Annotated in this window: 18 protein-coding genes, 1 tRNA gene and 3 pseudogenes; 10 read left to right on the plus strand and 12 right to left on the minus strand. The window is 48.9% G+C overall.

Features of this window, described 5'->3' with window-relative positions; all coding sequences use genetic code 11:
- Positions 1 to 106: 106 nt before the first annotated feature.
- Both KP80_RS22960 and KP80_RS00370 read right to left on the minus strand, forming a co-directional pair.
- A tRNA-OTHER gene (locus KP80_RS22960) sits at positions 107 to 181 on the minus strand.
- Between the two features lie 36 nt (positions 182 to 217).
- The gene (locus KP80_RS00370) at positions 218 to 499 is read right to left on the minus strand and encodes a DUF1471 domain-containing protein (RefSeq protein WP_052281774.1); all 282 of its coding nucleotides are present in this window, start codon (positions 497 to 499) and stop codon (positions 218 to 220) included.
- Positions 500 to 714: 215 nt separating this feature from the next.
- Here KP80_RS00370 and KP80_RS23250 point away from each other — a divergent pair.
- A pseudogene (locus KP80_RS23250) lies at positions 715 to 851 on the plus strand (site-specific integrase); the annotation flags it as partial.
- A gap of 145 nt (positions 852 to 996) precedes the next feature.
- Positions 997 to 1932, plus strand: coding sequence for a tRNA 2-thiocytidine(32) synthetase TtcA (gene ttcA / locus KP80_RS00375; RefSeq protein WP_052281582.1), 936 nt, complete (start codon positions 997 to 999; stop codon positions 1930 to 1932).
- A 45-nt stretch (positions 1933 to 1977) separates the two neighbouring features.
- Here ttcA and dbpA read toward each other — a convergent pair whose 3' ends face one another.
- The 3 genes from dbpA to KP80_RS00395 form a co-directional block, all read right to left on the minus strand.
- Positions 1978 to 3351 carry an ATP-dependent RNA helicase DbpA gene (dbpA, locus tag KP80_RS00380; protein ID WP_052281583.1) on the minus strand — a complete coding sequence of 458 codons (1374 nt, stop codon included), beginning with the start codon at positions 3349 to 3351 and terminating at the stop codon, positions 1978 to 1980.
- 333 nt (positions 3352 to 3684) lie between these two features.
- Positions 3685 to 4668 carry a zinc transporter ZntB gene (gene zntB / locus KP80_RS00390; RefSeq protein WP_052281585.1) on the minus strand — a complete coding sequence of 328 codons (984 nt, stop codon included), beginning with the start codon at positions 4666 to 4668 and terminating at the stop codon, positions 3685 to 3687.
- A 166-nt stretch (positions 4669 to 4834) separates the two neighbouring features.
- The gene (locus tag KP80_RS00395; RefSeq protein WP_052281586.1) at positions 4835 to 6004 is read right to left on the minus strand and encodes a methyl-accepting chemotaxis protein; all 1170 of its coding nucleotides are present in this window, start codon (positions 6002 to 6004) and stop codon (positions 4835 to 4837) included.
- Positions 6005 to 6380: 376 nt separating this feature from the next.
- Here KP80_RS00395 and KP80_RS00400 point away from each other — a divergent pair, with 376 nt between their 5' ends.
- Positions 6381 to 8531: a putative bifunctional diguanylate cyclase/phosphodiesterase gene (locus tag KP80_RS00400; protein ID WP_052281587.1), complete on the plus strand. Its 2151-nt coding sequence runs from the start codon at positions 6381 to 6383 to the stop codon at positions 8529 to 8531.
- A 233-nt stretch (positions 8532 to 8764) separates the two neighbouring features.
- Positions 8765 to 9505, plus strand: a complete 741-nt coding sequence (locus KP80_RS00405) for an NADPH-dependent oxidoreductase (RefSeq protein ID WP_052281588.1) — start codon at positions 8765 to 8767, stop codon at positions 9503 to 9505.
- A 77-nt stretch (positions 9506 to 9582) separates the two neighbouring features.
- Here the strand turns inward: KP80_RS00405 and KP80_RS00410 are convergent, their stop codons facing one another.
- Positions 9583 to 10479, minus strand: a complete 897-nt coding sequence (locus KP80_RS00410; RefSeq protein WP_052281589.1) for a LysR family transcriptional regulator — start codon at positions 10477 to 10479, stop codon at positions 9583 to 9585.
- A 200-nt stretch (positions 10480 to 10679) separates the two neighbouring features.
- Between KP80_RS00410 and bdcA the strand changes: the two genes are divergently transcribed.
- Positions 10680 to 11393, plus strand: coding sequence for an SDR family oxidoreductase (gene bdcA / locus KP80_RS00415; protein WP_052281590.1), 714 nt, complete (start codon positions 10680 to 10682; stop codon positions 11391 to 11393).
- A 43-nt stretch (positions 11394 to 11436) separates the two neighbouring features.
- Here the strand turns inward: bdcA and amyA are convergent, their stop codons facing one another.
- Positions 11437 to 12924 carry an alpha-amylase gene (gene amyA, locus KP80_RS00420; protein WP_052281591.1) on the minus strand — a complete coding sequence of 496 codons (1488 nt, stop codon included), beginning with the start codon at positions 12922 to 12924 and terminating at the stop codon, positions 11437 to 11439.
- 123 nt (positions 12925 to 13047) lie between these two features.
- Here amyA and KP80_RS00425 point away from each other — a divergent pair, with 123 nt between their 5' ends.
- Entirely contained in the window at positions 13048 to 13266 is a 219-nt protein-coding gene (locus KP80_RS00425) for a KTSC domain-containing protein (RefSeq protein WP_052281592.1), read from the plus strand.
- 214 nt (positions 13267 to 13480) lie between these two features.
- Positions 13481 to 15007 (plus strand): sensor domain-containing diguanylate cyclase, encoded by a 1527-nt coding sequence (locus KP80_RS00430; protein WP_052281593.1) that lies wholly within the window; start codon positions 13481 to 13483, stop codon positions 15005 to 15007.
- 512 nt (positions 15008 to 15519) lie between these two features.
- Here KP80_RS00430 and KP80_RS00435 read toward each other — a convergent pair.
- Positions 15520 to 16308, minus strand: a complete 789-nt coding sequence (locus tag KP80_RS00435; RefSeq protein ID WP_052281775.1) for an AraC family transcriptional regulator — start codon at positions 16306 to 16308, stop codon at positions 15520 to 15522.
- Between the two features lie 117 nt (positions 16309 to 16425).
- Here KP80_RS00435 and KP80_RS00440 point away from each other — a divergent pair, with 117 nt between their 5' ends.
- The gene (locus KP80_RS00440) at positions 16426 to 17457 is read left to right on the plus strand and encodes an HlyD family secretion protein (RefSeq protein WP_052281776.1); all 1032 of its coding nucleotides are present in this window, start codon (positions 16426 to 16428) and stop codon (positions 17455 to 17457) included.
- Positions 17457 to 18974: a DHA2 family efflux MFS transporter permease subunit gene (locus KP80_RS00445; protein ID WP_052281594.1), complete on the plus strand. Its 1518-nt coding sequence runs from the start codon at positions 17457 to 17459 to the stop codon at positions 18972 to 18974. Before KP80_RS00440 ends, KP80_RS00445 begins: the two co-directional genes overlap by 1 nt.
- A 106-nt stretch (positions 18975 to 19080) precedes the next feature.
- Here the strand turns inward: KP80_RS00445 and KP80_RS23255 are convergent.
- The 4 genes and pseudogenes from KP80_RS23255 to KP80_RS00465 form a co-directional block, all read right to left on the minus strand.
- Positions 19081 to 19488 (minus strand): annotated as a pseudogene (locus KP80_RS23255) (antitermination protein); the annotation flags it as partial.
- A gap of 233 nt (positions 19489 to 19721) precedes the next feature.
- Positions 19722 to 19968 (minus strand): annotated as a pseudogene (locus tag KP80_RS00455) (recombination protein NinG); the annotation flags it as partial.
- Positions 19969 to 19970: 2 nt separating this feature from the next.
- Complete coding sequence (locus KP80_RS00460) at positions 19971 to 20177, minus strand: hypothetical protein (protein WP_052281777.1); 207 nt, start codon at positions 20175 to 20177, stop codon at positions 19971 to 19973.
- Positions 20177 to 20779: a DUF1367 family protein gene (locus KP80_RS00465; RefSeq protein ID WP_052281596.1), complete on the minus strand. Its 603-nt coding sequence runs from the start codon at positions 20777 to 20779 to the stop codon at positions 20177 to 20179. Before KP80_RS00465 ends, KP80_RS00460 begins: the two co-directional genes overlap by 1 nt.
- An 850-nt stretch (positions 20780 to 21629) precedes the next feature.
- Between KP80_RS00465 and KP80_RS00470 the strand changes: the two genes are divergently transcribed.
- Complete coding sequence (locus tag KP80_RS00470; protein WP_052281597.1) at positions 21630 to 22034, plus strand: hypothetical protein; 405 nt, start codon at positions 21630 to 21632, stop codon at positions 22032 to 22034.
- Positions 22035 to 22362: the final 328 nt, after the last annotated feature.

The raw sequence follows: 22362 nt of genomic DNA on the forward strand, positions 1-22362 counted from the left end.
CACTTAACCCCGCACCTGCGGAGGTTGGCCGCTATTATGCGACCATGCATTCAGCACGACAATGAATATGAAGGGGTAAAATTAGCAATTTGCGGGCTTTAAAGAGTGGTCCGCCGCCGAGGACTCGAACCTCGTATTGTCAGCGCAGTGACTGATGCTTATCCCGGTAAGCTAGCGGCGGTAAAACGACGGAAGATATGACAGGCACGTTACGTGATTACCGATACACTTCCGCATTTCCTGCCCACAGGCTGGAGTCTGCTGGCGTACTTAAGGCAATCACCCGTATTTTACCCCCACCGATAGCCCCGGCCTTTTTCTGCAACGCTCGAATGGCATCGTCAGGGCTACCGCTGATTCCGCTCACGGAGATCCGGCCCAGGCTATCGAGTTCTGACGTGGTATCGCTAGCGATGACCTCAGGCAGCTCAGCCGCCATCACTGATGAAGAGATAACAAAAGCAAACAGCGCGGGGATAACCTTTGAGAAAATTTTCATGAATTCACTCTCTAATATGATGATTTCATGTTCGATTATCACTGCGTTCATGCGAGTTAATGTCATTGAGGCTAAAATTTGCTTAAAGAATGCGTATCAAAGAAGGATGAAAGATGTCGAAATAATTCAGCGGGGTGACTTTCCGACAAAATCGTCTTTTTCGGGTACAGGGCAAATACATAAAGGTGCAAAAAACCGACTCCTTTATGCGTTGTCTTCACGCCAGATGGTGTACGACTGTAAAACGTGCTGGCATTCGTCGCCGTAATCCGTACCATACGCGCATACTTTTGCCTGCTGGCCGCCAACGGCCGGAGCGAACCCATCATTAATGGCTAACCGGATGGGGCATTAAAACGCGCAACGGGTGTACGAAGTGACAGTGCATAGCGAGAAAGACTTAGCGAGGAGCAGATTGCAAGGATCGATGGCCGACATCTCCTGCAAAGATAATGAGCTCCTTAATATGCCCCTTTTGGTTTCAGAGAACGGTAATAATGCAAGAAAATCAGTCAATTAATAAAAAAGAACAGTATAACCTGAACAAGTTACAAAAGCGTCTGCGCCGTAACGTGGGCGAAGCCATCGCTGATTTCAACATGATTGAAGACGGCGACCGCATTATGGTTTGTCTCTCTGGCGGTAAAGACAGCTACACCATGCTGGAAATTCTGAGCAACCTGCAAAAGAGCGCACCGATAAGCTTCAGCTTAGTAGCAGTAAATCTTGACCAGAAGCAGCCGGGTTTCCCAGAGCATATTCTGCCTGAGTACCTGGATAAACTGGGCGTTGAATACAAGATTGTCGAAGAAAACACCTACGGCATCGTGAAAGAGAAAATCCCGGAAGGCAAAACTACCTGCTCTCTGTGCTCACGCCTGCGCCGCGGTATTCTCTACCGTACCGCGACCGAACTGGGCGCGACCAAAATCGCGCTGGGCCACCACCGTGACGATATCCTGCAGACGCTGTTCCTCAATATGTTCTACGGCGGAAAAATGAAAGGGATGCCGCCGAAACTGATGAGCGACGACGGCAAACATATCGTTATCCGTCCGCTGGCCTACTGCCGCGAAAAAGATATCGAGCGTTTTGCGCAAGCCAAAGAGTTCCCGATTATTCCTTGTAACCTGTGCGGTTCGCAGCCGAACCTGCAGCGTCAGGTGATTGCCGACATGCTGCGTGATTGGGATAAACGTTATCCAGGCCGTATCGAGACCATGTTCAGCGCCATGCAGAACGTGGTGCCATCACACCTGAGCGATATCAACCTGTTCGATTTCAAAGGGCTGACGCACGGTTCTGAAGTGGTCGACGGTGGCGATCTGGCGTTTGACCGCGAAGAACTGCCGCTACAGCCGGTGGGCTGGCAGCCAGAAGAGGAAGACGGTCAGTTGAACGATCTGCGTCTGGACGTGGTAGAAGTGAAGTAAAGCGATAGGCGTCTCAGGCAATAGTCTGAGACGCACCCCAACGTATTATTTCAGCAGACGCGCCCGACACGCCTTACCTTTAATCTTGCCTTTCTGTAACAGCTTGAATGCCTGATGCGCCAGATCCGCACGAACCGCAACGTATACGTGCGCCGGATGCACATCAATCTTACCGATATCAGCCCCAACCAGCCCAACATCGCCGGTTAACGCACCGAGAACATCGCCTGCGCGCATTTTGGCTTTCTTACCGCCGTCAATGCACAAGGTGGCCATTTCAGGCTCTAAAGGCACGATACGTGCTTTCGCCGGTGCCGGGACCCAGTTCAGCTTAATGTTAAGCATTTCAGCCAAAATGTTGGCGCGCTGTGCCTCTTCCGGTGCACAGAAGCTAACCGCAAGCCCGCTATTGCCTGCGCGAGCGGTACGACCAATACGGTGTACGTGCACTTCCGGATCCCACGCCAGCTCATAGTTTACAACCATCGACAGGGATTTAATGTCCAGACCGCGTGCAGCGACGTCGGTAGCCACCAGTATACGGGCACTGCCGTTAGCAAAACGCACCAGCGTCTGATCGCGGTCGCGCTGTTCCAGATCGCCGTGCAGCGCGATAGTGCTCTGCCCTGCGGCATTTAGCTCTTCAAAGACCGCCTGACAATCTTTTTTAGTATTACAAAACACCACGCAGGAGGCCGGCTGATGCTGACTCAGCAGTTGCTGGAGCAGCGCAATTTTGCCATGGCGAGGAACGTCGAAAAACTGCTGTTCAACCGCTGGAAGTTCATCAACGGAATCAATTTCAATCGTTTCTGGATTTCGCTGCACGCGCCCGCTGATCGCGGCAATAGCGTCAGGCCAGGTCGCAGAGAAGAGCAACGTCTGGCGGGACGCGGGGGCAAAGCGGATAACTTCGTTGATGGCGTCGCTAAAGCCCATATCCAGCATGCGGTCGGCTTCATCCATCACCAGCGTTTGCAGCGCGTCAAGAGACACGGTGCCTTTTTGCAGGTGGTCAAGCAGACGCCCTGGCGTGGCGACAATAATGTGCGGCGCGTGCTGTAAAGAATCGCGTTGCGCGCCAAACGGCTGGCCGCCGCATAGAGTCAGGACTTTAATATTCGGCAGAAAACGCGCCAGACGGCGAATTTCACCCGCGACCTGATCTGCCAGCTCACGCGTTGGACACAGCACCAGCGATTGAGTCTGAAACAAGCTGGCGTCAACGTGTTGCAGCAGGCCAAGAGCGAACGCTGCCGTTTTACCGCTGCCGGTTTTCGCCTGCACGCGCACATCTTTGCCAGCAAGGATCGCCGGCAGTGACGCCGCCTGAACCGGGGTCATGGAGAGATAGCCCAGGTCGTTCAGGTTGTCGATCTGGGAGGCTGGCAGTGCATTGAGGGTGGCAAAAGCGGTCACAATATTTTCTCGCGAATTAGGGGCTGACGTTCAGCAGGCGCGTATCCTCGCAGATCTCGCGGGCCGATGCGACATAATAATCGATGGGTGGATACTGGAGGTAGCGGAAAAAGGGCAAAAAAAAGCCGACTCTATAAAGCCGGCGTCGTACGAATCAATTGTGCTATGCAGTAATTCAAAAAAAGGAAGTAAGACAATATGGAGCGCAACGCCCATCGCTTGACGTTGCATTCACCTGCAGGAACGATATTGCCTCGATTGGGGTGCTGGTTTATTGACCTCGCTCAATTTTATTCACGTTATCACCCTTTAAGCGCACAAAAAGGTGATTTTTTACAACCAGTTACTGCGATGTAACCACCACGTAACACCACCAATGAGTAATACCAGCATAATACAGAAGAGGGAGAAGCCCAGATGCGATCCGCCCCCCGGGATACCACCCAGGTTAACGCCAAACAGCCCGGTCAGGAAAGTACTCGGTAAAAACACCATCGCCATCAGTGACATATTATAGGTGCGTCGGGAGAGTGACTCCTGCATCATCTGGGCAATTTCATCGGTCATCACCGCCGTGCGTGCAATGCAGCCATCAATTTCATCGAGCCCACGACCTAAACGGTCGGCAATATCCTGCATCCGTCGGCGCTGATCGTCGGTCATCCATGACAGGCGTTCGCTGGAGAGTCGGGCATACACATCCCTTTGCGGCGCCATGTAGCGACGCATCACGATAAGCTGTTTACGCAAAAGCGCCAGGAAACCACGCGGCGGTACTTCCTGCTCCATCAGGTTATCTTCCAGATCGATGATTTTATCGTGCAATTGCTCAATAAATTCGCTCGCGTGATCGGTCAATGCATCACAGACATCCACCAGCCATGAGCCACAATCCGTTGGGCCGCTGCCCTCCTGCAGATCGCTAACCACGTCATCCAGCGCCAGTACTTTACGCTGGCGAGTAGAAATGATGATGCGCTCATCGATATATAGACGCATAGCGACCAGCTGGTCAGGGCGTTCATCGGTACTGCCGTTAATACAGCGCAGCGTAATGAGCGTCCCTTCGCCCAATCGACTGACTCGCGGACGAACGCTTTCTCCCGCCAACGCGTCACGCACGGTGCTCGGCAGCAGCGGCGTATTCGCCAGCCACTGGGCACTGTCAGGATGGGTGTAGTTCAGGTGCAGCCAGCAAGGATTATCTTTGCTGACGCACTCCGCGTCGGTGAGCGGCTTCACGCCGCCCTGCCCGTCCAGCAGCCACGCAAATACGGCATCAGGCACGTTAAGATCAGATCCCTTTATGGCTTCCACATCGCCTCCGGTCGCAACTATTTATCCTGATAGTCTAGCCATCTGCATTTGTTAAGCAATAAGAGGACGTGCCATCGCGCTGAAATTGTTGGCAAAAGCCTTATAAACCTTATGGGGGACATAAAAAAGCCCGGCACAGAGGCCGAGCTTAAAAGTCTGTCACCCCTTAGAATGATTGCCAGAAATTCCTGTCGTGATTACCGGCCACCGCGGGCTGGAGCGGCGGCGAGGCTGGCGGTGCTACAGACGTTTGTGCCTCATTACCGATACGGAAACTCTGCGTGCGTGATTGCAACTCAATAACCTGCCGCTTGAGAACATCGGAGGAACCCGCCAACTCCTCCACAACCCCAATATTACTTTGGGTGACCGTTTCCAGTTCCGTTAAGGCCATCGTAATTTGATCGATACCTTTTTCCTGCTCAGACGTGGAAACCGCAATTTGCTCCATCAGGCTACTTAATTCCCCTGAGCCGGTGACAATTTCCTGCATATTTTTCTCGGCTTCGGCCACAATATTCGCTCCCTGAGTCACGTTCTCACTGGTTACGTTAATCAAGGTCTTAATATTTTTAGCCGCCTCCGCGCTACGATGCGCTAGATTTCGCACCTCGCCAGCCACGACAGAGAATCCTTTCCCGTGATCGCCGGCTCTTGCCGCCTCAACCGCCGCATTCAGCGCCAGAATATTGGTCTGGAAGGCAATGCCGTCAATCATGGCGATAATTTCGGTCATTTGACGGGCACAGTCGGTAATAGATTGCATATTGGTTGCTACATCCCCCATCAACGCCCCGCCTTTACGGGCACATTGGGTGGCCTCACCCGCACGCTCACTGGCCAGTCGGGTATGTTCAGCATTATTTTTGGTGCTGGCAGCAATCTGCTCCATGCTGGCTGCCGTCTGCATCAAAGTCGCGGACTGCTGCTCGGTTTTGACCGACAATTCCGCGCTGCGATTAGCCAACTGATCCGACATCGACATGGCGTTATCCGATGACGAGCGAATTTCAGCCACCAGCGTTGAAATGTTATTCGATAAATTATTGATTCCTGGAATTAACCGCCCGGCGCAGTTATTACCAAATATTGGAATGCGCACGGCCAGATTTCCATCATTAACTTCATCAATACTGCGTTTGACGGCGTTAATTGGCGTGACAAGATATTTTGTCATATAAATCCATAGGAAAGCTAATGCCGCCGCCCATACAATATTAATCAGCGAAAGCAAGAATATATTCTTTGATAAGATTAAACAGATCACATCTGCTATAAGGAAAACAGCCAGAATAAACACCATGATAAACGTTCGGACGCTAATGTTTTTAAACATAACCTTTCCCCAACACTTGCTGTGTTATTTTGTTATATCACCAGAAGGTGTATTTTCCAGACCATTTTAGCTTTTTGTGCCACTTTAACCGTTAGCAGTGTAAGTTTTGCTTTTATCAGCCATTAACTCTTTCCAAAGTAAAATCTAGGCTACACTCATCCATTCCAACTCTTAACATCATGGAAATTAAGAACAATATAAAACCACCTATAATATTACTTAGTAGATCCCCATCAATATTTAGCCATGCTTAATATTTAAATCAGTCTGCTTAATCATGTAAAAAGAACGTATCTATATTGTTATTTTTCTGGCTTAAATTCGGAATTTGCTGATAGATTAATAAGAACATCTTTTATGAAAAGGTATGGATTGCATGATGCTGCATGCTTCGTGGGACCCGATACTAGTCGGTATTTCATTCCTGGTGGCATTCATTGCTTCTTTTGTCGCGCTTGATAGCGCGGCAAAAATTGCTGCCTCAAATAAAAAAGCGGCGCTGTTCTGGCGAATAACCGGCGGAGCAACGTTAGGCATTGGCATTTGGTCGATGCATTTCATTGGCATGCTAGCGATGAAAATGCCAATGCCGATGAGCTATCATCTTGAGCTGACGATTGTTTCTCTCCTCGCCGCCATTATTGCCTCTTCGCTGGCCATTAATATTGCTGTCGCAGGCAATACGTTGTCGCTCAAACGCCTTTGCGTGGCGACTGCTCTCCTGAGCAGCGGCGTGGTGACCATGCACTACGTGGGTATGGCGGCGCTAATGGCGCACGATGAGATTACCTGGAGTATTCCGCTCATTATTGCTTCGGTCATTATCGCTATTGTGGCCTCCTGCGTCGGTCTATGGCTGGCATTTAGCCTGCGTTTAAATAGTAAAGGCGTGCTTTTGACCCGCGTCGGGGCCGCGCTGGCGATGGGCATCGCCATTGCCGCAATGCACTATACCGGCATGAGCGCTGCCACCTTTACCGGTCACGGACATATGATGACAGGTCACGCGGCCATGGTCAGTGAGGAAGGGCTATCCATCTGGGTATCCGTCACCACCCTGCTGCTACTCGGCCTAATGCTAATGATATCAATGGTCGACTCCCAGGTGCGCACCACCCGACTCACTGAAAACCTCCAGCGCCTGAATCAGCAGCTCGAACAACAGGCGCGCTACGACGGGCTAACCGGGCTGGCAAATCGCAGCCAAATTGATATGCGCCTGCTGGCATGCCTGCACCAATCCAGGCTTGCGGGTAGCACGTTTGCGCTGGTGCTGATGGACCTTGACCGCTTTAAGCTTATCAATGATGCCTGGGGGCATCACGTCGGCGATAATCTGCTGGTCTCGGTCGCCAACCGCATGAGCGCCTGCCTGACGCCCAAAATGACCCTCGCACGGATCGGCGGCGATGAATTTATTCTGCTGGCCCCCAACTGTAACGAAGCCGAAATCACCGATATTTGCACCCGCATGGTCGAAAGCATCCGCCGACCGTTTTATCACTCTGGCCAGATTTTGCAGATCTCCTTAAGTGTGGGGATCAGTCTCTACCCTGGACACGGTGAAACACCGCAGGAACTTAAGCTTTCCGCTGATACCGCGATGTATCACGTGAAGCATAATGGCCGTAACGGCTGGGTGCTCTACCACGAATCGATGCTCGACAGCACATGGCAAGGTGCCCACTTCCTACAAGACCTTACCCAGGCGTTGGAACGTGGTCAGTTCGAACTGTGGTATCAACCGAAATATCACGTCAAAGAAAAACGCATTTACGGTTTTGAAGCGCTGGTGCGCTGGCGTCATCCGAAAAAAGGGATCCTGCTGCCAGAAGTTTTCCTGCCGACGTTGCAAAACACCGGGCTGATTATTCCGGTTGGCAATTGGATACTGGAAAAAGGCTGCGAGCAGCTGCGCAAATGGACGCGTGCCGGACACGATGACTGGACGCTATCACTCAATATTTCACCGGTGCAGTTTGAGCAGCAGAACTTTTATGAACAGGTCTGCGATGCGCTGATGCGCCATCATATCTCGCCGACACGCTTGACCATTGAGCTTGCCGAAACCACTGCGCTACATGGTTTCGACCGCAGCGTACAGATCTTCAACGATTTCTGCCGGATTGGGATAACCATTTCTATCGACAATTTCGGCGTTGGATACTCCAATATGCTGGCATTACAGGACCTGCCCGCCGGTGAACTGAAGATCGACAAAAGCTTTACTAAAGATATGCGCGAGAACAGCAAAAACATCAAAATTGTCTCGACCATCATCAATATCGCCCATTCGATGAATATGGACGTGGTGGCAGAAGGCGTTGAAACGCAGGAGCAGCAACGTATTCTTTCAGGGCTCGGCTGTGACGCCTTGCAGGGATACTGGTTCTCCGATCCCGTACCGGCAGAAGAGATTGATGCAACGCTGAATAACCTACCGTTGAGCGGCGATCCCTATGCACCAGCAGCCATCCGCCGTGATATCTCATCATCGTCATCCTCGAGCAAAAAAAAGCAGGCCTAACGCCATCCCATACCCGGTGAGTGGCTGTCCTCACCCTCACCGGGCATATTCGCCAAACAGATTAACGCTTGCGTTTAGCACACCGCTTTCCCCTGAATAATGCGCATGGCCGAATAACCAAGCGCATTATCCATACTGATGGATAGTGTTATCGATTTTTCGTCGTTGTTAACGTTTTACTGTTCAATTATCTTCATTCTCACGCTAATGATTCCACCAGGACGAAGAGAAAGATGAACGATACCCTTGAGTTAATGCTATCCCACCAAAGCGATCGCAGTTTCCTTGATAAAGCCATTCCTGAAGAAGTACTGGATAATGTCATTCGTGCGGCATGGCACGCGCCCACGTCGGTGCACTCCCAACAGGTGTCGGTTATTGTCACTCGTGATAACGCGACCCGAACCCAACTTGCCGCGTTGACCGGCGGGCAGCCGTGGGTCGCGCAGGCCCCCGTGTTTTTGACGTTTGTGCTGGATATGCATAAATCGCGCAGAGGTATTGAAGCGGTCGATAAGCAACAGCTGGCGCATACCAGCATTGAGAGCATTGTCTCCGGCAGCCAGGACGTGGGGATTGCGCTGGCATCGGCAATGCTGGCAGCACGTTCACAGGGGCTAGGTGTAGTGCCTATTGGTGGGATCCGCAATCATCCGCAGCAGGTGATTGAGCTGCTTAATCTGCCCGCGCTCACCTTCCCGATTAACGGCCTGACCCTTGGCTATGTCGACCAACCGGCGCATCTCAAACCACGCATGCCCATTAATGCCTTCCGACATGAAGAACGCTATCAGGATGAGGAACTCGACGCGGCTATTGATACACACAATCGTGAGCTTACCGCGCACTGGCAGCAAATCGGTCGCGGCGAGGGGGAAAACTGGAGCCAAACGGTCGCGGGATATTATGATCACGTCTATTATCCCGAAGTCCTGCCCGGGCTGTTAAGTCAGGGCTTTAACGTCGATAAGTAGACAACATACCGGCGGTCCTTTGACTTTGCCGGGCAATGCTCACTATTGCCCGGCGTCAGCAAAAGCTGCCGCACCGCTTAGGATGGCTGGCGAAAAGTGGTCATCACCCAGTCAATAAACACCTTTAACCGCGCGCTTTGGTGACGGTTTGAAGGGTAGATGGCATGCAACGGGATTGCTGGCCGAGACCATTCCGGCAAAATTTCTACCAGTTCACCGGAGTCCAGCCATGGCTGCACCACGCGACGAAGATGCTGCCCGAGCCCGAGTCCTGCTAACATCAAGCTAGTCAGTCCGGTCCCTTCGTTGGTACAAAAACGGCTGTTGCCGATTTCAAAACGTACTCCCTCTTTCTCCAGCACCAGCATTTCCGGTTTCCCCGAAGTGGCATAAAAATAGCCTACGCAGGTGTGATGCTGCTCGATATCAGCCGGAGACTGCGGTATGCCGTGGCGCGCCAGATATTCTCGTGATGCGCAGAGCACAAAATCAAGATCGGCAATCTTGCGGGCGATCATCAATGTATCCTGCAGTTCACCCGCACGAATCACGCAATCGACCCCTTCGCCAACAATATTGATGGCTCGGTCGCTGATACCCAAAGCAATGGTGATATCGGGGTACTCGCGGTGAAAATCAGGAAGTGCGGGGATCAGCATGCCGTTGGCAAATGACACCGGAACATCGATACGCAAATGCCCACTGGGTCGCAGCTTGCGCCCACTCACCGCGGTGTCGATTTCATCGATTTCATTAATGAGGCGTAGCGCATGATGATAGTACTCCAGCCCTTCTGACGTCACGCTAACGGTACGGGTTGTGCGCTGTATTAAGCTCATGCGCAGATGTTTTTCCAGATCGGTCACCAATTTGCTCACCGTTGAGCGTGGCAGCAGCAGCTGCCCTGCTGCCTGGCTAAAGGAGCCGGTTTCCACCACGCGGACAAAAACCCGCATCGCCAGCAACTGATTCATTGAGGTCTGTTCCTGCTATCACTATTGAAGCCTGATTATTCATGGAGATGGATAGTGATGGCAAGATTTGGGGATTTTGTTGCCTGACGGCCCTCCACCTTCAGCCCCCAGTCTGCTATCGCGACAACTATACTCCTTGCTGGCGGTCACACTGCCGAAGCATCGGGTAGCCTCACTACACTCTCATCAGGAGTTCTCTTATGGCTGTATTCAAGAACAAATCTGTATTGGTTTTAGGGGGTAGCCGCGGTATTGGCGCCGCTATCGTTCGCCGCTTTGCCTCTGACGGTGCTTCGGTTATTTTCAGCTACGCCGGTTCCCGTGACGCTGCATTACAGCTGGCGCAAGAAACCGGGAGTACGGCCGTGCTGGCCGACAGCGCCGATCGCGACGCAATAATCAACGTGGTAAGCGAGAGCGGGCCGCTGGATATTCTGGTGATCAATGCCGGAATCATCTTGTTTGGCGACGCGCGTGAATTAGACAGTGATGAGGTTGATCGCCTGTTTCGCATTAATATTCATGCCCCTTATCACGCGGCGGTGGAAGCGGCACGAAAAATGCCTCCCGGCGGGCGTATTATTGTCATCGGCTCGGTTAACGGCGATCGCATGCCCCTTCCCGGCCTTGCGGCGTATGCCGTGAGTAAATCCGCACTACAAGGGCTTGGGCGCGGCCTGGCGCGTGATTTTGGCCCACTCGGGATCACCGTTAATATTGTGCAGCCCGGCCCTATCGACACCGATGCCAACCCCGAAGCGGGGCCGCTAAAAGAACTCATGCACAGCTTTATGGCCGTGAAACGCCATGGCAGGCCGGAAGAAGTGGCTGGCATGGTAGCCTGGCTTGCCGGGCCGGAAGCCTCTTTTGTCACCGGAGCGATGCACACCATTGATGGCGCATTTGGTGCATAAGCGGGTTTGCGGCCAGCCACGCTGGCCGCAGTGCCGTATGGCCCTAGAGAACATCCTCTATTACCCATACGCTGACGCTGCCGCCATTGCAGGTAAAGACAGCATCCCCCGCGCTGCCGGTTTCGACGATCTCCTGTCGATTGTTGAGAAAATCCCGCCAGCGTTTATTGCCGTAATTCTCGCCCAGCGTCAGCGTTTTTTGGCCCTCATCGCCGTTTGATAGCATGACGACGCAGCCTGGCATCTCATCGGTACCACTACGGCTAAAGGCGATGCAGTTCGGGTGATCAAACCATAACGTTTGGAGCCCGTGAGCAAACCGCTGGCGTGCATCAATCAGCTCGTGCAACTGTTCAATCACCGGCATATCAATCGTATAGGTCTCGCCGTCACGCCCTTTATCTTCATAATGAGCGCCGAAGAGATCGGGATAAAACACCGACGGCACGCCATTTTCACGCAGCAGAATCAGCGCATAGGCCAGCGGCTTGAACCAGGCTTCCACCGGCGCTTCCAACGCCTGCAGCGGCTGGGTATCGTGGTTGGCCACCAGCGTCACCGCGTGGAAAGGATCGGCCTCCACCAGCGTGCCGGTGAAAATCTGCCGCATGTCATAGTCGCGTCCCATCCGAGAGGCTTCGTGGAATTTTAGCTGTAAAGGGGCGTCGAACAGCATTGTCTTCCCTTCCACCTGCGCAATGTACTGTTGCAGTTTGTCCACTTCATGCGACCAATACTCCGCGACAATAAACAACGGCTGTTCCGCGACCTCCTGGACGTGCTCAATCCACTCTTTGTAAAACCATGCTGGAATGTGCTTCACCGCGTCCAGACGAAAGCCGTCGCAATGGGTTTGCTCCAGCATCCAGCGCGCCCAGTACTTCAACTCTTCGGTTACCGCGTGGTTGCGAAAATCGATATTTTCACCCATCAGGTAATCGAAATTGCCCATTTCATCATCGACCTGATCGTTCCAGCCTTCACCGGTATAGTCGTTAACAATTTTGAAGATGCCGTCCTCATCTGGATTTTCAATATGATCAATACCGCTGAAGCATTTGTAATCCCAGATAAACTGGGAATATTTTCCCTCTCGCGCGGGAAAAACGTAGCGAGTCCATGCTTCACACTCAATGATCTCTTCATCAATCTGCGTGCGATCTTCCGCATTGACCCGCTGTACGCGGACCTGCTCTTTTTCATCCGCGCCCATCTTATGGTTGACCACAACGTCCATCAACACCGCAATTTTATGCTGTTGTAGCGCATGAATCGCCTCCAGCAGCTGCGCTTTATCGCCGTATTTCGTGGCCACGGTGCCTTTTTGATCAAACTCACCCAGGTCAAACAGATCGTAGCTGTCATAGCCGACAGAATAGCCACCGGACGCCCCCTTGCTGGCTGGCGGCAGCCAAATCATATTGATACCAATTTCATTCAGGTTCGGGGCGAGCGCCGCCACTTCCGGCCATAATTCGCCGCCTGTGGGGTAATACCAATGAAAACATTGTAATAAGGTGGGGTTGCGCATGCCGATTCTCCAAATAAGGCGACAGGAAAACTATAGATGATCCTTCAGTAAGCGTTAAGATAACCCTAAAGCTGAGTTAGCCCGTCAGCGACTCAAAAAGATGAAGGGAGTAATAAGATCATAATGCAGCGTCACGACGTATCATCATCACGTATAAAATCAATTGGTTACGATATAAAAACGAAAACTCTCGAGATAGAATTCTTTGTCTTAGGTATTTACCAATATGTTGGCGTATCGCCAAAAACTTACGAAACCTTTTTGAGCGACAGCGTCAAATCTAAAGGACGTTTCTTTGATGGCGTCATTAAAGATAAATTCCTTTGCCGGAAAATTTCGTAACCCCTCGTTCGCTTGCGCCTTAAGAACGCATCTGCACGTGGATATCAGTGCCTGGATGGGGTTACGGATAGACACGAACAGGTGAAAGACTTGTCGCTAGCCATGCTCAAGAAATAACCAAATGAAATAATTTCAATGTGTGATTACTGATTATTCGATGCTTTAGTGATAACATAACCGCACTAAATGAAATGTCTTTATTGGTGCAATAAGCATGAAAAGCTACAATACAAATAAAACGATAGCTTGCTTGTTTTTCATACTGTTAATACCTTTTATCGTCATCAGTTCTTACACCTACTTTTATATTGATTCGAACAGTAAAAATGACTTTAAAGTAGCGATGTCTCGGTTTACCACCAATGCATCAAAGGCCAATATTGAAACGCCGTTGAATGAGATAAAATTAATGTTTAGAAGTCTATCTTCAAACATTGATGAAATTGACATTGATAAATATTTGAAAGGTGAGCCAACCGATTTAAACACCGTCATCCCTGCCATTACTGATTCTACGGTGTTTTTTAGCAACGTAATCATTAGCAATACCCATGACCAATACAGAACATATCCGAATCTTGACCTGAATGCATTCTCACCGCGTTCAAGACCCTGGTTCCCATTAACAGGGGCAAAAGATTTCATCAGCTATTCAGATCCTTACACCTCGGTTATTGAGGATGCAAACGGCGCGTCTAAAGCCAATAAAAAATCGATTACAGCCAGCATGAATCTTTTCAATAAGCACTCAGAACTTATTGGAAATATTGCATTTGACCTGGATTTAAAGTCCATTAGCTCCACCATTAATAATAAAACACCGCCTTATCATGGTAAATTTCTTATCACCTCATCAACCGGTGAAGTCGTCCTCAGTGAAAACAAAGTTGAAATACTCAGAAAAAGAGTACCTGATTCATGGATCGAACAGGCATCAAATGTTGAAGGTGAGTTCTATGATAAAAAAGAAAAGGTTTTCGTCTTCTACAAAACCTACATGAATCCCGACTGGTTTGCTTTCACCATTGTCAACCAAAGTGACTATGATAATATCACCAGCGCGGCAAAGCAGACTTTCTGGATGGTGACCTTATCGTGTTTAATCTTTTATATGATTATGGTTTTCTTAGCCAAATTATATATGGAGCAGATCATTTCACGCCTTTATATGGGTATCAATGGCATCGATCCCAAAAAAGATAAAATAACAATCAGTTCTATTTATGAGAACATCCGGGAAAGCAAGAAGAGTCTCGAACAGGCCGTCTATGAATCCACAACGGATGGGTTAACTAAGCTTTTCAATCGCAGAAAGTTTGATAATGACATCAATAACCTCATCGCAAGCAATCAGATTTTTTATCTGGCCATTATCGACATTGATAACTTCAAAAGAATCAATGACACCTATGGTCACGATGTGGGAGATAACGTCTTACGTACCGTGAGCAAAATAGGCAGACAGGTTATCGGTGACGAACATCATATTTATCGATTTGGCGGTGAAGAGTTATGCGTCATCTATACGGGTGAAGATGAAGAGTATGTCTATCAAATGATTAATACCTGGTTAAAAATGGTGTCGATAAGAGAATGGCGGGAACCTGCTCTACACGTGACGTTCAGCGCAGGCATCGCAAAACGTTCCGCAGAACATTCCGTGACGCAAATATTAAAACTCGCAGATGAAAAACTGTATCAGGCCAAAAATACCGGTAAAAATCGGATAGAAGGCCCGTAATAATCCGCTTCAAATAGTGCTGAAGCGGTGCGGCATTCTCATTGGCGAAGATCGTTGATTAGGGTTAACAAAGAAACAATGGCGCCATCTAGAGCGCCATTATCGGTGGTTGTTGAAGCAGAAAGTGGTTAACTAGTGCTTGATTATGCACATGCCTACAAGGACATTGTTTTATAAGCATAAATAAAAACATCACTGCCTGCATACCGACTTTTTTACCGTCTGTAGAAACTATGAATTTTTTTGAAACCATTTAAAGATAGCAATGGTCAGTTATCAATAATGACCAATGATTAAACCATCTTAGAACATCGAAAAAACGTCAACTTAGATCTGAATACACTGGTGGTTTTGGTACCAATGCAGCATACGATGAGATGCTCTCAATGATTATTATGGTAGTGAACCAGCAATGCCTGCTTCTGGCACTGAACGGACAAGCTAACTAAGCCTAAGGTCAGCAGTGAGCGAAGAGCGGACGTAGGATTTCTATAAAAACGTCATAACATCTCTTACTTTATCGAGGTACTATATTTACCAGGGGAATAACCTGTCCTGCGTTTAAACATATTTCCGAACGACTCCGCTGAGGCATAGCCTAAATGGCGAGCTATTTTCGCCACAGAGCCTCCCTCTTTGAGCAATGAGACCGCGCTGATGACATGCATTTGTTGGATCCAGTGGCGAAATGTCAGGCCAGTTTCCTTGACGAAGATACGCATAAGCGTGCGACTACTGACGCTGACTTTATCGGCCAGGTTATCCAACGTGGGCAGATATCCTGGATGACTCATTAACTCTTCGCACAGCGACTGGAGGCGCATATCCCGTGGCCATGGAAGTTCCAGAGAGAGTTTCCCACCGGCTTTTATTTCCTGCAAAATTAATGTCTCTAAGGCAGAAAAACGCTGCTGCTGTTCACTGTCAGGACTATTTTGTTGCTGATGCGTCAGTTGGTTTATCGCAATCAGCAATTCCCTTAAAAGCGGTGAAATCCCGGTCATGAAACACCGATTTCCGACTATTTTGCTCTGTGCCTCATTGATCAGAATAGTTTTAAGCAACACGTTGCCTGTCGCGACAAATTTATGCGGCATCTCTGGCGGCAGCCAGAGTGCACAGCTGGCGTGGACCATCCAGACGCTACCACCCGCCCACACCCGTACGACGCCTTCCGCAGGATAGAGCAGTTGGGCATAGATGTGCTTATGCCACGGTACTATCCCACCGTTCAGATGTTCAGACTCCAGTCCGATGATGTGATGTCCCGGGAGTGCTTCTGGCTGTAGCGTGATTGTCATTTTGGATATGTTTATTGGCATTAATTATCAAAAAAGACATGTTAATTTTTCTGCCACGGTTGTGCAACCTCAGCAGGATGCACGGTATTTAGACAACCTGAGTGACGGTCATTAATGATGATTTTTTTTAAAAGACACTTTACCTGCACAGTGGGAATAATTTGTCTGGTCGTTTGCGCGATTATTTACGGATGGTGGTTAATAAATTGTCGTTTTATACAATCAACGGATGATGCCTATGTTGGGGGGAATATCACCGTGGTGGCCAGTAAAGTCTCGGGTTATATCTCGCGGATTGAGGTTGGCGACAATCAGCTCGTTAAAGCTGGTGAAATTATCCTTACTCTTGATGACCGGGATTATCGCGCCGCTGTTGCCCAATCCCAGGCAAAAGTATCGAGGAGCATAGCCAATGTAGACAGTATTCGTGCCAGTATCACGATGCAACAATCGGTCATCGCGAGTGCCGGTGAAGCCTGGCAGGCAGAAAAATTCGACGCGCTAAAGAGTTCGAAAGACAGCCAGCGTTACGAACTGTTGGCAAAGTCGGCGGCCATTTCTCAACAAATCAAAGATAACGCACGGCTTGATAATCAACGAATGGTAGCCAGAGAACGCAAAGCGGCGAATGATTACCAGACTGAGAAACAGCGTTTGACAATGTTATCTGCCGAACTGGAAGCCGCCAGAGCAAACCTCAGAGAGGAGAAGTCGGCGCTCGACCGGGCCTTGCTCGATCTGGAATACACAGTTGTCCGAGCCCCTATAACGGGTATTGTTGCGAACCGTCGCGCGCGTGACGGTAGCTGGGTGGCGGGAGGCACGCAGTTAGCCTCCGTTGTACCGGTTAGCGGACTATGGATAGATGCGAATTTTAAGGAGAGCCAGATTGCCGGGATGAAACCCGGGATGAAAGCGGAGATACGAGCAGATGTCCTACACGGCAAAGTTTTTCACGGATATGTCGAAAGTCTAGCACCGGCAACAGGATCGAGTTTTAGCCTGATCCCTGTAGAAAATGCCACCGGCAACTTTACTAAAATTGTGCAGCGCGTTCCGGTGCGCATTGCTATTGATCAAGCTGATGAACTGGCGCGCATCCTTCGCCCCGGACTTTCAGTGACCGTTAGCGTCAACGAGCGACACTAATGGGGGCCACTATGCGAAAACATATCGCCTTCGCCAGTATGTGTATTGGGCTGTTTATTGCTCAGCTTGATATTCAGATTGTCTCGGCCTCACTTAATGAAATCGGCGGCGGTCTCTCAGCAGGCAAAGATGAGATGGCATGGATTCAGACCAGCTACCTGATTGCGGAAATCATTATTATCCCTCTCTCAGGGTGGCTGTCTCGGGTATTTTCAACCCGCTGGCTTTTTACGCTTTCTGCCGGGGTTTTTACCGTAATGAGCGTTGCCTGTGCTTTGGCGTGGAATATACAGAGCATGATTGTGTTCCGCGCTTTGCAGGGAGCCGCTGGAGCATCGATGATCCCGTTGGTCTTTACCACTGCCTTTATTTATTACCAGGGCAAAGAGTTGGGGTTAGCTGCCGCCGTTGTCAGCGCGCTGGCATCGTTATCTCCAACGCTTGGGCCAACCCTGGGAGGATGGATTACCGATAATCTTGAATGGCGCTGGCTTTTTTATATCAATGTATTGCCGGGTCTTTATCTGGTGATGAGCATTCCTTTGCTGGTGGATATTGATAAACCCAACCTGTCACTCCTTAAAGGTGCAGATTATCTGGGCATTGCTTTACTTGCGCTTATGCTGGGATGCCTGGAGTACTCTCTTGAGGAAGGGGCAAGGTGGGGATGGTTTGACGACAGTACGATTATAGTGACATCAGGTCTAACGCTGGTGAGTGCGCTCTTATTTGCGACACGCACTCTGACAATATCGAATCCTATTATGGATCTTTATGCTTTCAGGGATAAAAACTTTTCGCTGGGCTGTTTTTTCTCTTTTGCCGGAGGTGTAGGGATATTCTCAACCGTTTACCTGACCCCGGTATTTTTGGGTCAGGTCAGAGGGTTTAGTGCGATGGATATTGGCCTGGCAGTATGCACGACCGGGATATTTCAAATCGTGTCAGTACCGCTTTATTTATATTTGAGTAAAAGAATAAACCTGCAATGGTTGCTGATGGCTGGACTGGGTGGATTTGCGTTTTCTATGTTTCTGTTCACGCCAATAACCTCTCAGTGGGGATGGCAAGAATTACTGCTACCGCAGGCTGTCAGGGGCGTTTCACAGCAATTTGCAATGGCACCAATCGTAACGTTAACCCTAGGGGGTATACCAAAAGAACGACTGAAGCTGGCATCGGGAGTATTTAACCTGACGCGTAATCTTGGTGGCGCTATCGGAATTGCCCTGTGTGGGACGATTCTCAATAACCGGACTAACTTTCATTACCAAAGAATTGGGGAGAAGATTGTGTCCGGGCCACAAACTGTCGATGAGTTCATTGCCAGTTACACCTCTGTTTTCACTCAGGGAGGAAGTGATGATACCAATGGACTACTGGCAGCAACAAAATTACTGGGTCAGATGATGATCCATGAAGCGCAAACAATGGCATTTTCTGATGCTTTTTTGCTGATTAGTAGCCTCTTGTTTATGGCTTTCTCGCTGGTTCCTGCAATGGGTAGAAAACAGTAATGATGGTTTGATAATTCGCTCGTCCTTAACTCGCAGGCCACACTGAACGTCCACTTCTAAGCACCTTCACAATTTCTTTCCGCTCTTCCATATGTGGACGTCCGATGCTCTTCATTGTCTTCACTTCGGCTTCGACAAATTTGGCCCCGTTGCAGCAATCGCAGGTGCTGGTGCTTGCCGCGCTACGAGAGTAATCGGCGAAAGCAAATACTTCGAGAACCTGCATTACTTTTAGCTTAATGCCGATTCAATTTTGCGGATGGCGGCAATTTTGTCACAGTGGGATAACGCATACTGAGTTGGTAACTCAACAGCACGGGCACTGTCTTAGTCGCTGATCCCCATTTTGCACAGGGATGCACTATAACCTAGTGGCGCTCGGCTCTGAGCCAGTCATACCCATGGCAGCCATGATATCGGTGCCGGTCAATGAATCAGAATCGGTAGCATCCGGAGAGTCGCTAATCAGCGTAGATTTTGAGAAGTGGTATTTCACTGTATTTTCAAGGTTCACGCTGCGGCCCTCTTTGGCTGCTCGGTTTTATTCTGGTTCTGAAGGTGCTTTGCTACTGGCGGAAGTTTGGCGTGCATGACGCTTTCGGCCTGGTACTGAAAAATCTGTTCTCTCGTCAAGCGACCTCCCTGTTTTTAATTAACTCACGACGCAACGCGCTGTAGCCTCCTGGTTGCTTCGAGCTCCTCGATGGTGTATCGGTGTTGGGCATTGTTGTTTTCGAGCGCTTCGACGCGCTGGGTTAAATCCTCCCAGTGCTTTAGCGGCTTTACGCTAGCACCATGCTGCACGTTCTTTTTCCTCGTTGGCGCTCTGATGCGATATCTCCTTGCGCTGCGCGGCTTCGCGGGCCTTTCTGGTCTGCTCTTTGCCAACCACGCTGGCACACTCGTACGAAAAAATAATCTGCCTGCTGCGCGTCGTGTGGAAACACTGGCGACATTCTTTGTTAGCGCATTTGCGGTGCGGTTGCTTAGCCATGATCAACCCCACGCCTTGCTTTGCCACACACGGCTCGGGCGCGGCGCTTTATCGCCTTCCGGCAGCTGAGCGCTGATAGTCCAGGTGATGTTGTCACGGTTCAGGCTGTGCTCGACTTTCACACCACGGCACCGGTAGTTCGCCACCAGCTCGTTGGCCTGTTCAGTGGTGCAGTCGTGATGATGGAACCAGGAAAATTTCATCAGCATCATCCCCCGAAGCTCATCAGCTGTGCGGCAGCGTTCTCGGCCTCCTGCTGCGTTGGGAAAGTGCGGAACAATATCCAGCGCCAGAGAACATCAAACGCGGCCTTGTACAGCTGCTGAAATTCAATTTCGTCCATGTTCGCGAATGAGATACTGCGGGGATGTTTTCGAAGTGAGCCGTCAGGCAGCTTAATGCAGTCGTAATGCCCTGCTTCAACGGTTACCCATGCGCGGTAAGCATCAAAGGATTTACACAGGCTGATACCATCAGTAACGTGACGGCTGGCAATTTGCTCCAGATACTGTTCAGCAGCATCCAGCAGCGCGCTTTCATTGCCGCCATAAGAAGACAGGAATTTGGCATACCCGGTTACCAGCTTGCGCTCGTTCGACGAAATGGCGCCGCCTGTTGGCTCCCAGTACTCAAAGCCGAGGTTAAGCAATGCAAAGAAACGGCGGTGAAACGCCGGATTGCGGATTCGTTTAAACTCCGCGACAAGAACATCGCCGAGCTTGATTTTTGATTGCAGGATTTCGCTGGTCTCGAGCGTTGCCGGGATCAGTATTCCTGAGTAGTGCTTGATGAGTTGTAGTTCGTGCGCCATTTACTTCTCCGTGGCGCATAAGGCTTCGGCTGTTCAGGCCGAAGGTACATATTATCAGACAGAGGTACCAGCCGCTCACAAGGCTTTTCCGCAATCAGAATAAACAGTCTGGGTGATAATCGCACCTACGGTAGCACATTATCTCCATACAACATTCGGCCAACACTTGATATTTTTTAATGACCAGACCATAAAAAACACCTATTTATCAGTGCCTTTCATAATAAATAAAAATATTACCCGCAAGCGTACCACACTAAAAAACCCGCATACCCGTTTAACAAAGCTTTCAAAAAATGACTTGCAGTGAGAAATGCTTAGGATCAGCAAACATCTAAAATTGATTACTGACAGATTTTCACAACTCATTGAAACTAAACACATAAAAGAATGATATTCATTGTTTTTGATCATTTTACATTGAAATCATTCTAAAATTTTGAATTTATAGGTAAAGGTTATTTTTGATTATTCCTAAAATAATTTAATTAACCTATAATCCAGTCAATCTCAAAACCAATGTAACTTATTGATATTAATATTTAAATTTAATGATACAGCGTTTATTGCTTTTATTTTTCATTTTTCGAGATAAAAAACCTATGTTTCCATTGTGTTAACGAAAGATTTGAGGGCAACAAAAAATTAACCAAAAAGCATTAAAGCACAGCCCATCGGCTCCTGAGCAGAATAAAACCCTGCTATAACGTTATTTTCAATATTAAAATATTGATAAATCACTCTGATTGTCCTTTTACTTAATGGGGGATAGATTGAGCATCAATTGAGTTACGACACAAACGTAATTAAATCGAATTTATCATCCTTGCGCATACAGGGAGAAAATATAGTGCTTGGAGCGAAACTTTATGGGTACGCCATTTACGAAAGTCTAGAATACAAAATTTCTTCAAGAACACTTATTAATATCAAAAATGGAAAAACAATAAGACTTGGTGAAACCAAGGCTCGATTATTTAATTACCTTTTGGCTTGCTCAGAAAAAGAGTTTATTTCGGATGATGAGATCTTCATCAATGTCTTCGAAAAAAATGGTTTGCGTTGTTCAAGGGCATATCTCTGGGCGATGATCAGAAAATTGCACTTTGCATTTTTAAGTGTCGGTCATGAGCAAGCCCCACTACAAAGATACGAACACAAAGGATATCAGGTAGATTTTGAAAGTGTTGTTGAAATATACATCGCATTAAAAACAAAAAGAACCACAACGAGAGACGGGGAAGATAAACATTGACACATTTGTTGGTATATACGCAAAATTATTACTTGCAGAATGCAATAGAATCATTGGTTGATGATGCTGACTCTGTAACATTCTTTAGTAATAAAAGCCATTTTTTGGTTTGCGCTACGATACTCAATGATGCAATGTTATTAATAGATGCCATTGATAATAACCAAACTGTAAGATGGTTGCATGATAAAATCATGAAACACAAAGGAACCTGGAATATAAATTTCATCGCACCATCGCGAATTGCATCTTTTAATTTAGCTACAGGATTCTCGTTAATCACAAACATCTTGCAACTTAAATCTATTTTTAGATTTACTCGTAAAAA

Source organism: Kluyvera genomosp. 1 (genome assembly GCF_001266615.1).
GTDB classification, from domain to species: Bacteria; Pseudomonadota; Gammaproteobacteria; order Enterobacterales; family Enterobacteriaceae; genus Kluyvera; species Kluyvera cryocrescens_A.

Excerpts from the sequence above, each read along its gene's own strand:
- KP80_RS00370 (WP_052281774.1), bottom strand. The coding sequence starts at position 499 with ATGAAAATTTTCTCAAAGGTTATCCCCGCGCTGTTTGCTTTTGTTATC.
- ttcA (WP_052281582.1), top strand. The coding sequence starts at position 997 with ATGCAAGAAAATCAGTCAATTAATAAAAAAGAACAGTATAACCTGAAC.
- KP80_RS00395 (WP_052281586.1), bottom strand. The coding sequence starts at position 6,004 with ATGTTTAAAAACATTAGCGTCCGAACGTTTATCATGGTGTTTATTCTG.
- KP80_RS00400 (WP_052281587.1), top strand. The coding sequence starts at position 6,381 with ATGATGCTGCATGCTTCGTGGGACCCGATACTAGTCGGTATTTCATTC.
- KP80_RS00405 (WP_052281588.1), top strand. The coding sequence starts at position 8,765 with ATGAACGATACCCTTGAGTTAATGCTATCCCACCAAAGCGATCGCAGT.
- KP80_RS00410 (WP_052281589.1), bottom strand. The coding sequence starts at position 10,479 with ATGAATCAGTTGCTGGCGATGCGGGTTTTTGTCCGCGTGGTGGAAACC.
- bdcA (WP_052281590.1), top strand. The coding sequence starts at position 10,680 with ATGGCTGTATTCAAGAACAAATCTGTATTGGTTTTAGGGGGTAGCCGC.
- amyA (WP_052281591.1), bottom strand. The coding sequence starts at position 12,924 with ATGCGCAACCCCACCTTATTACAATGTTTTCATTGGTATTACCCCACA.
- KP80_RS00425 (WP_052281592.1), top strand. The coding sequence starts at position 13,048 with ATGCAGCGTCACGACGTATCATCATCACGTATAAAATCAATTGGTTAC.
- KP80_RS00430 (WP_052281593.1), top strand. The coding sequence starts at position 13,481 with ATGAAAAGCTACAATACAAATAAAACGATAGCTTGCTTGTTTTTCATA.
- KP80_RS00435 (WP_052281775.1), bottom strand. The coding sequence starts at position 16,308 with ATGACAATCACGCTACAGCCAGAAGCACTCCCGGGACATCACATCATC.
- KP80_RS00440 (WP_052281776.1), top strand. The coding sequence starts at position 16,426 with ATGATTTTTTTTAAAAGACACTTTACCTGCACAGTGGGAATAATTTGT.
- KP80_RS00445 (WP_052281594.1), top strand. The coding sequence starts at position 17,457 with ATGGGGGCCACTATGCGAAAACATATCGCCTTCGCCAGTATGTGTATT.
- KP80_RS00460 (WP_052281777.1), bottom strand. The coding sequence starts at position 20,177 with ATGCTGATGAAATTTTCCTGGTTCCATCATCACGACTGCACCACTGAA.
- KP80_RS00465 (WP_052281596.1), bottom strand. The coding sequence starts at position 20,779 with ATGGCGCACGAACTACAACTCATCAAGCACTACTCAGGAATACTGATC.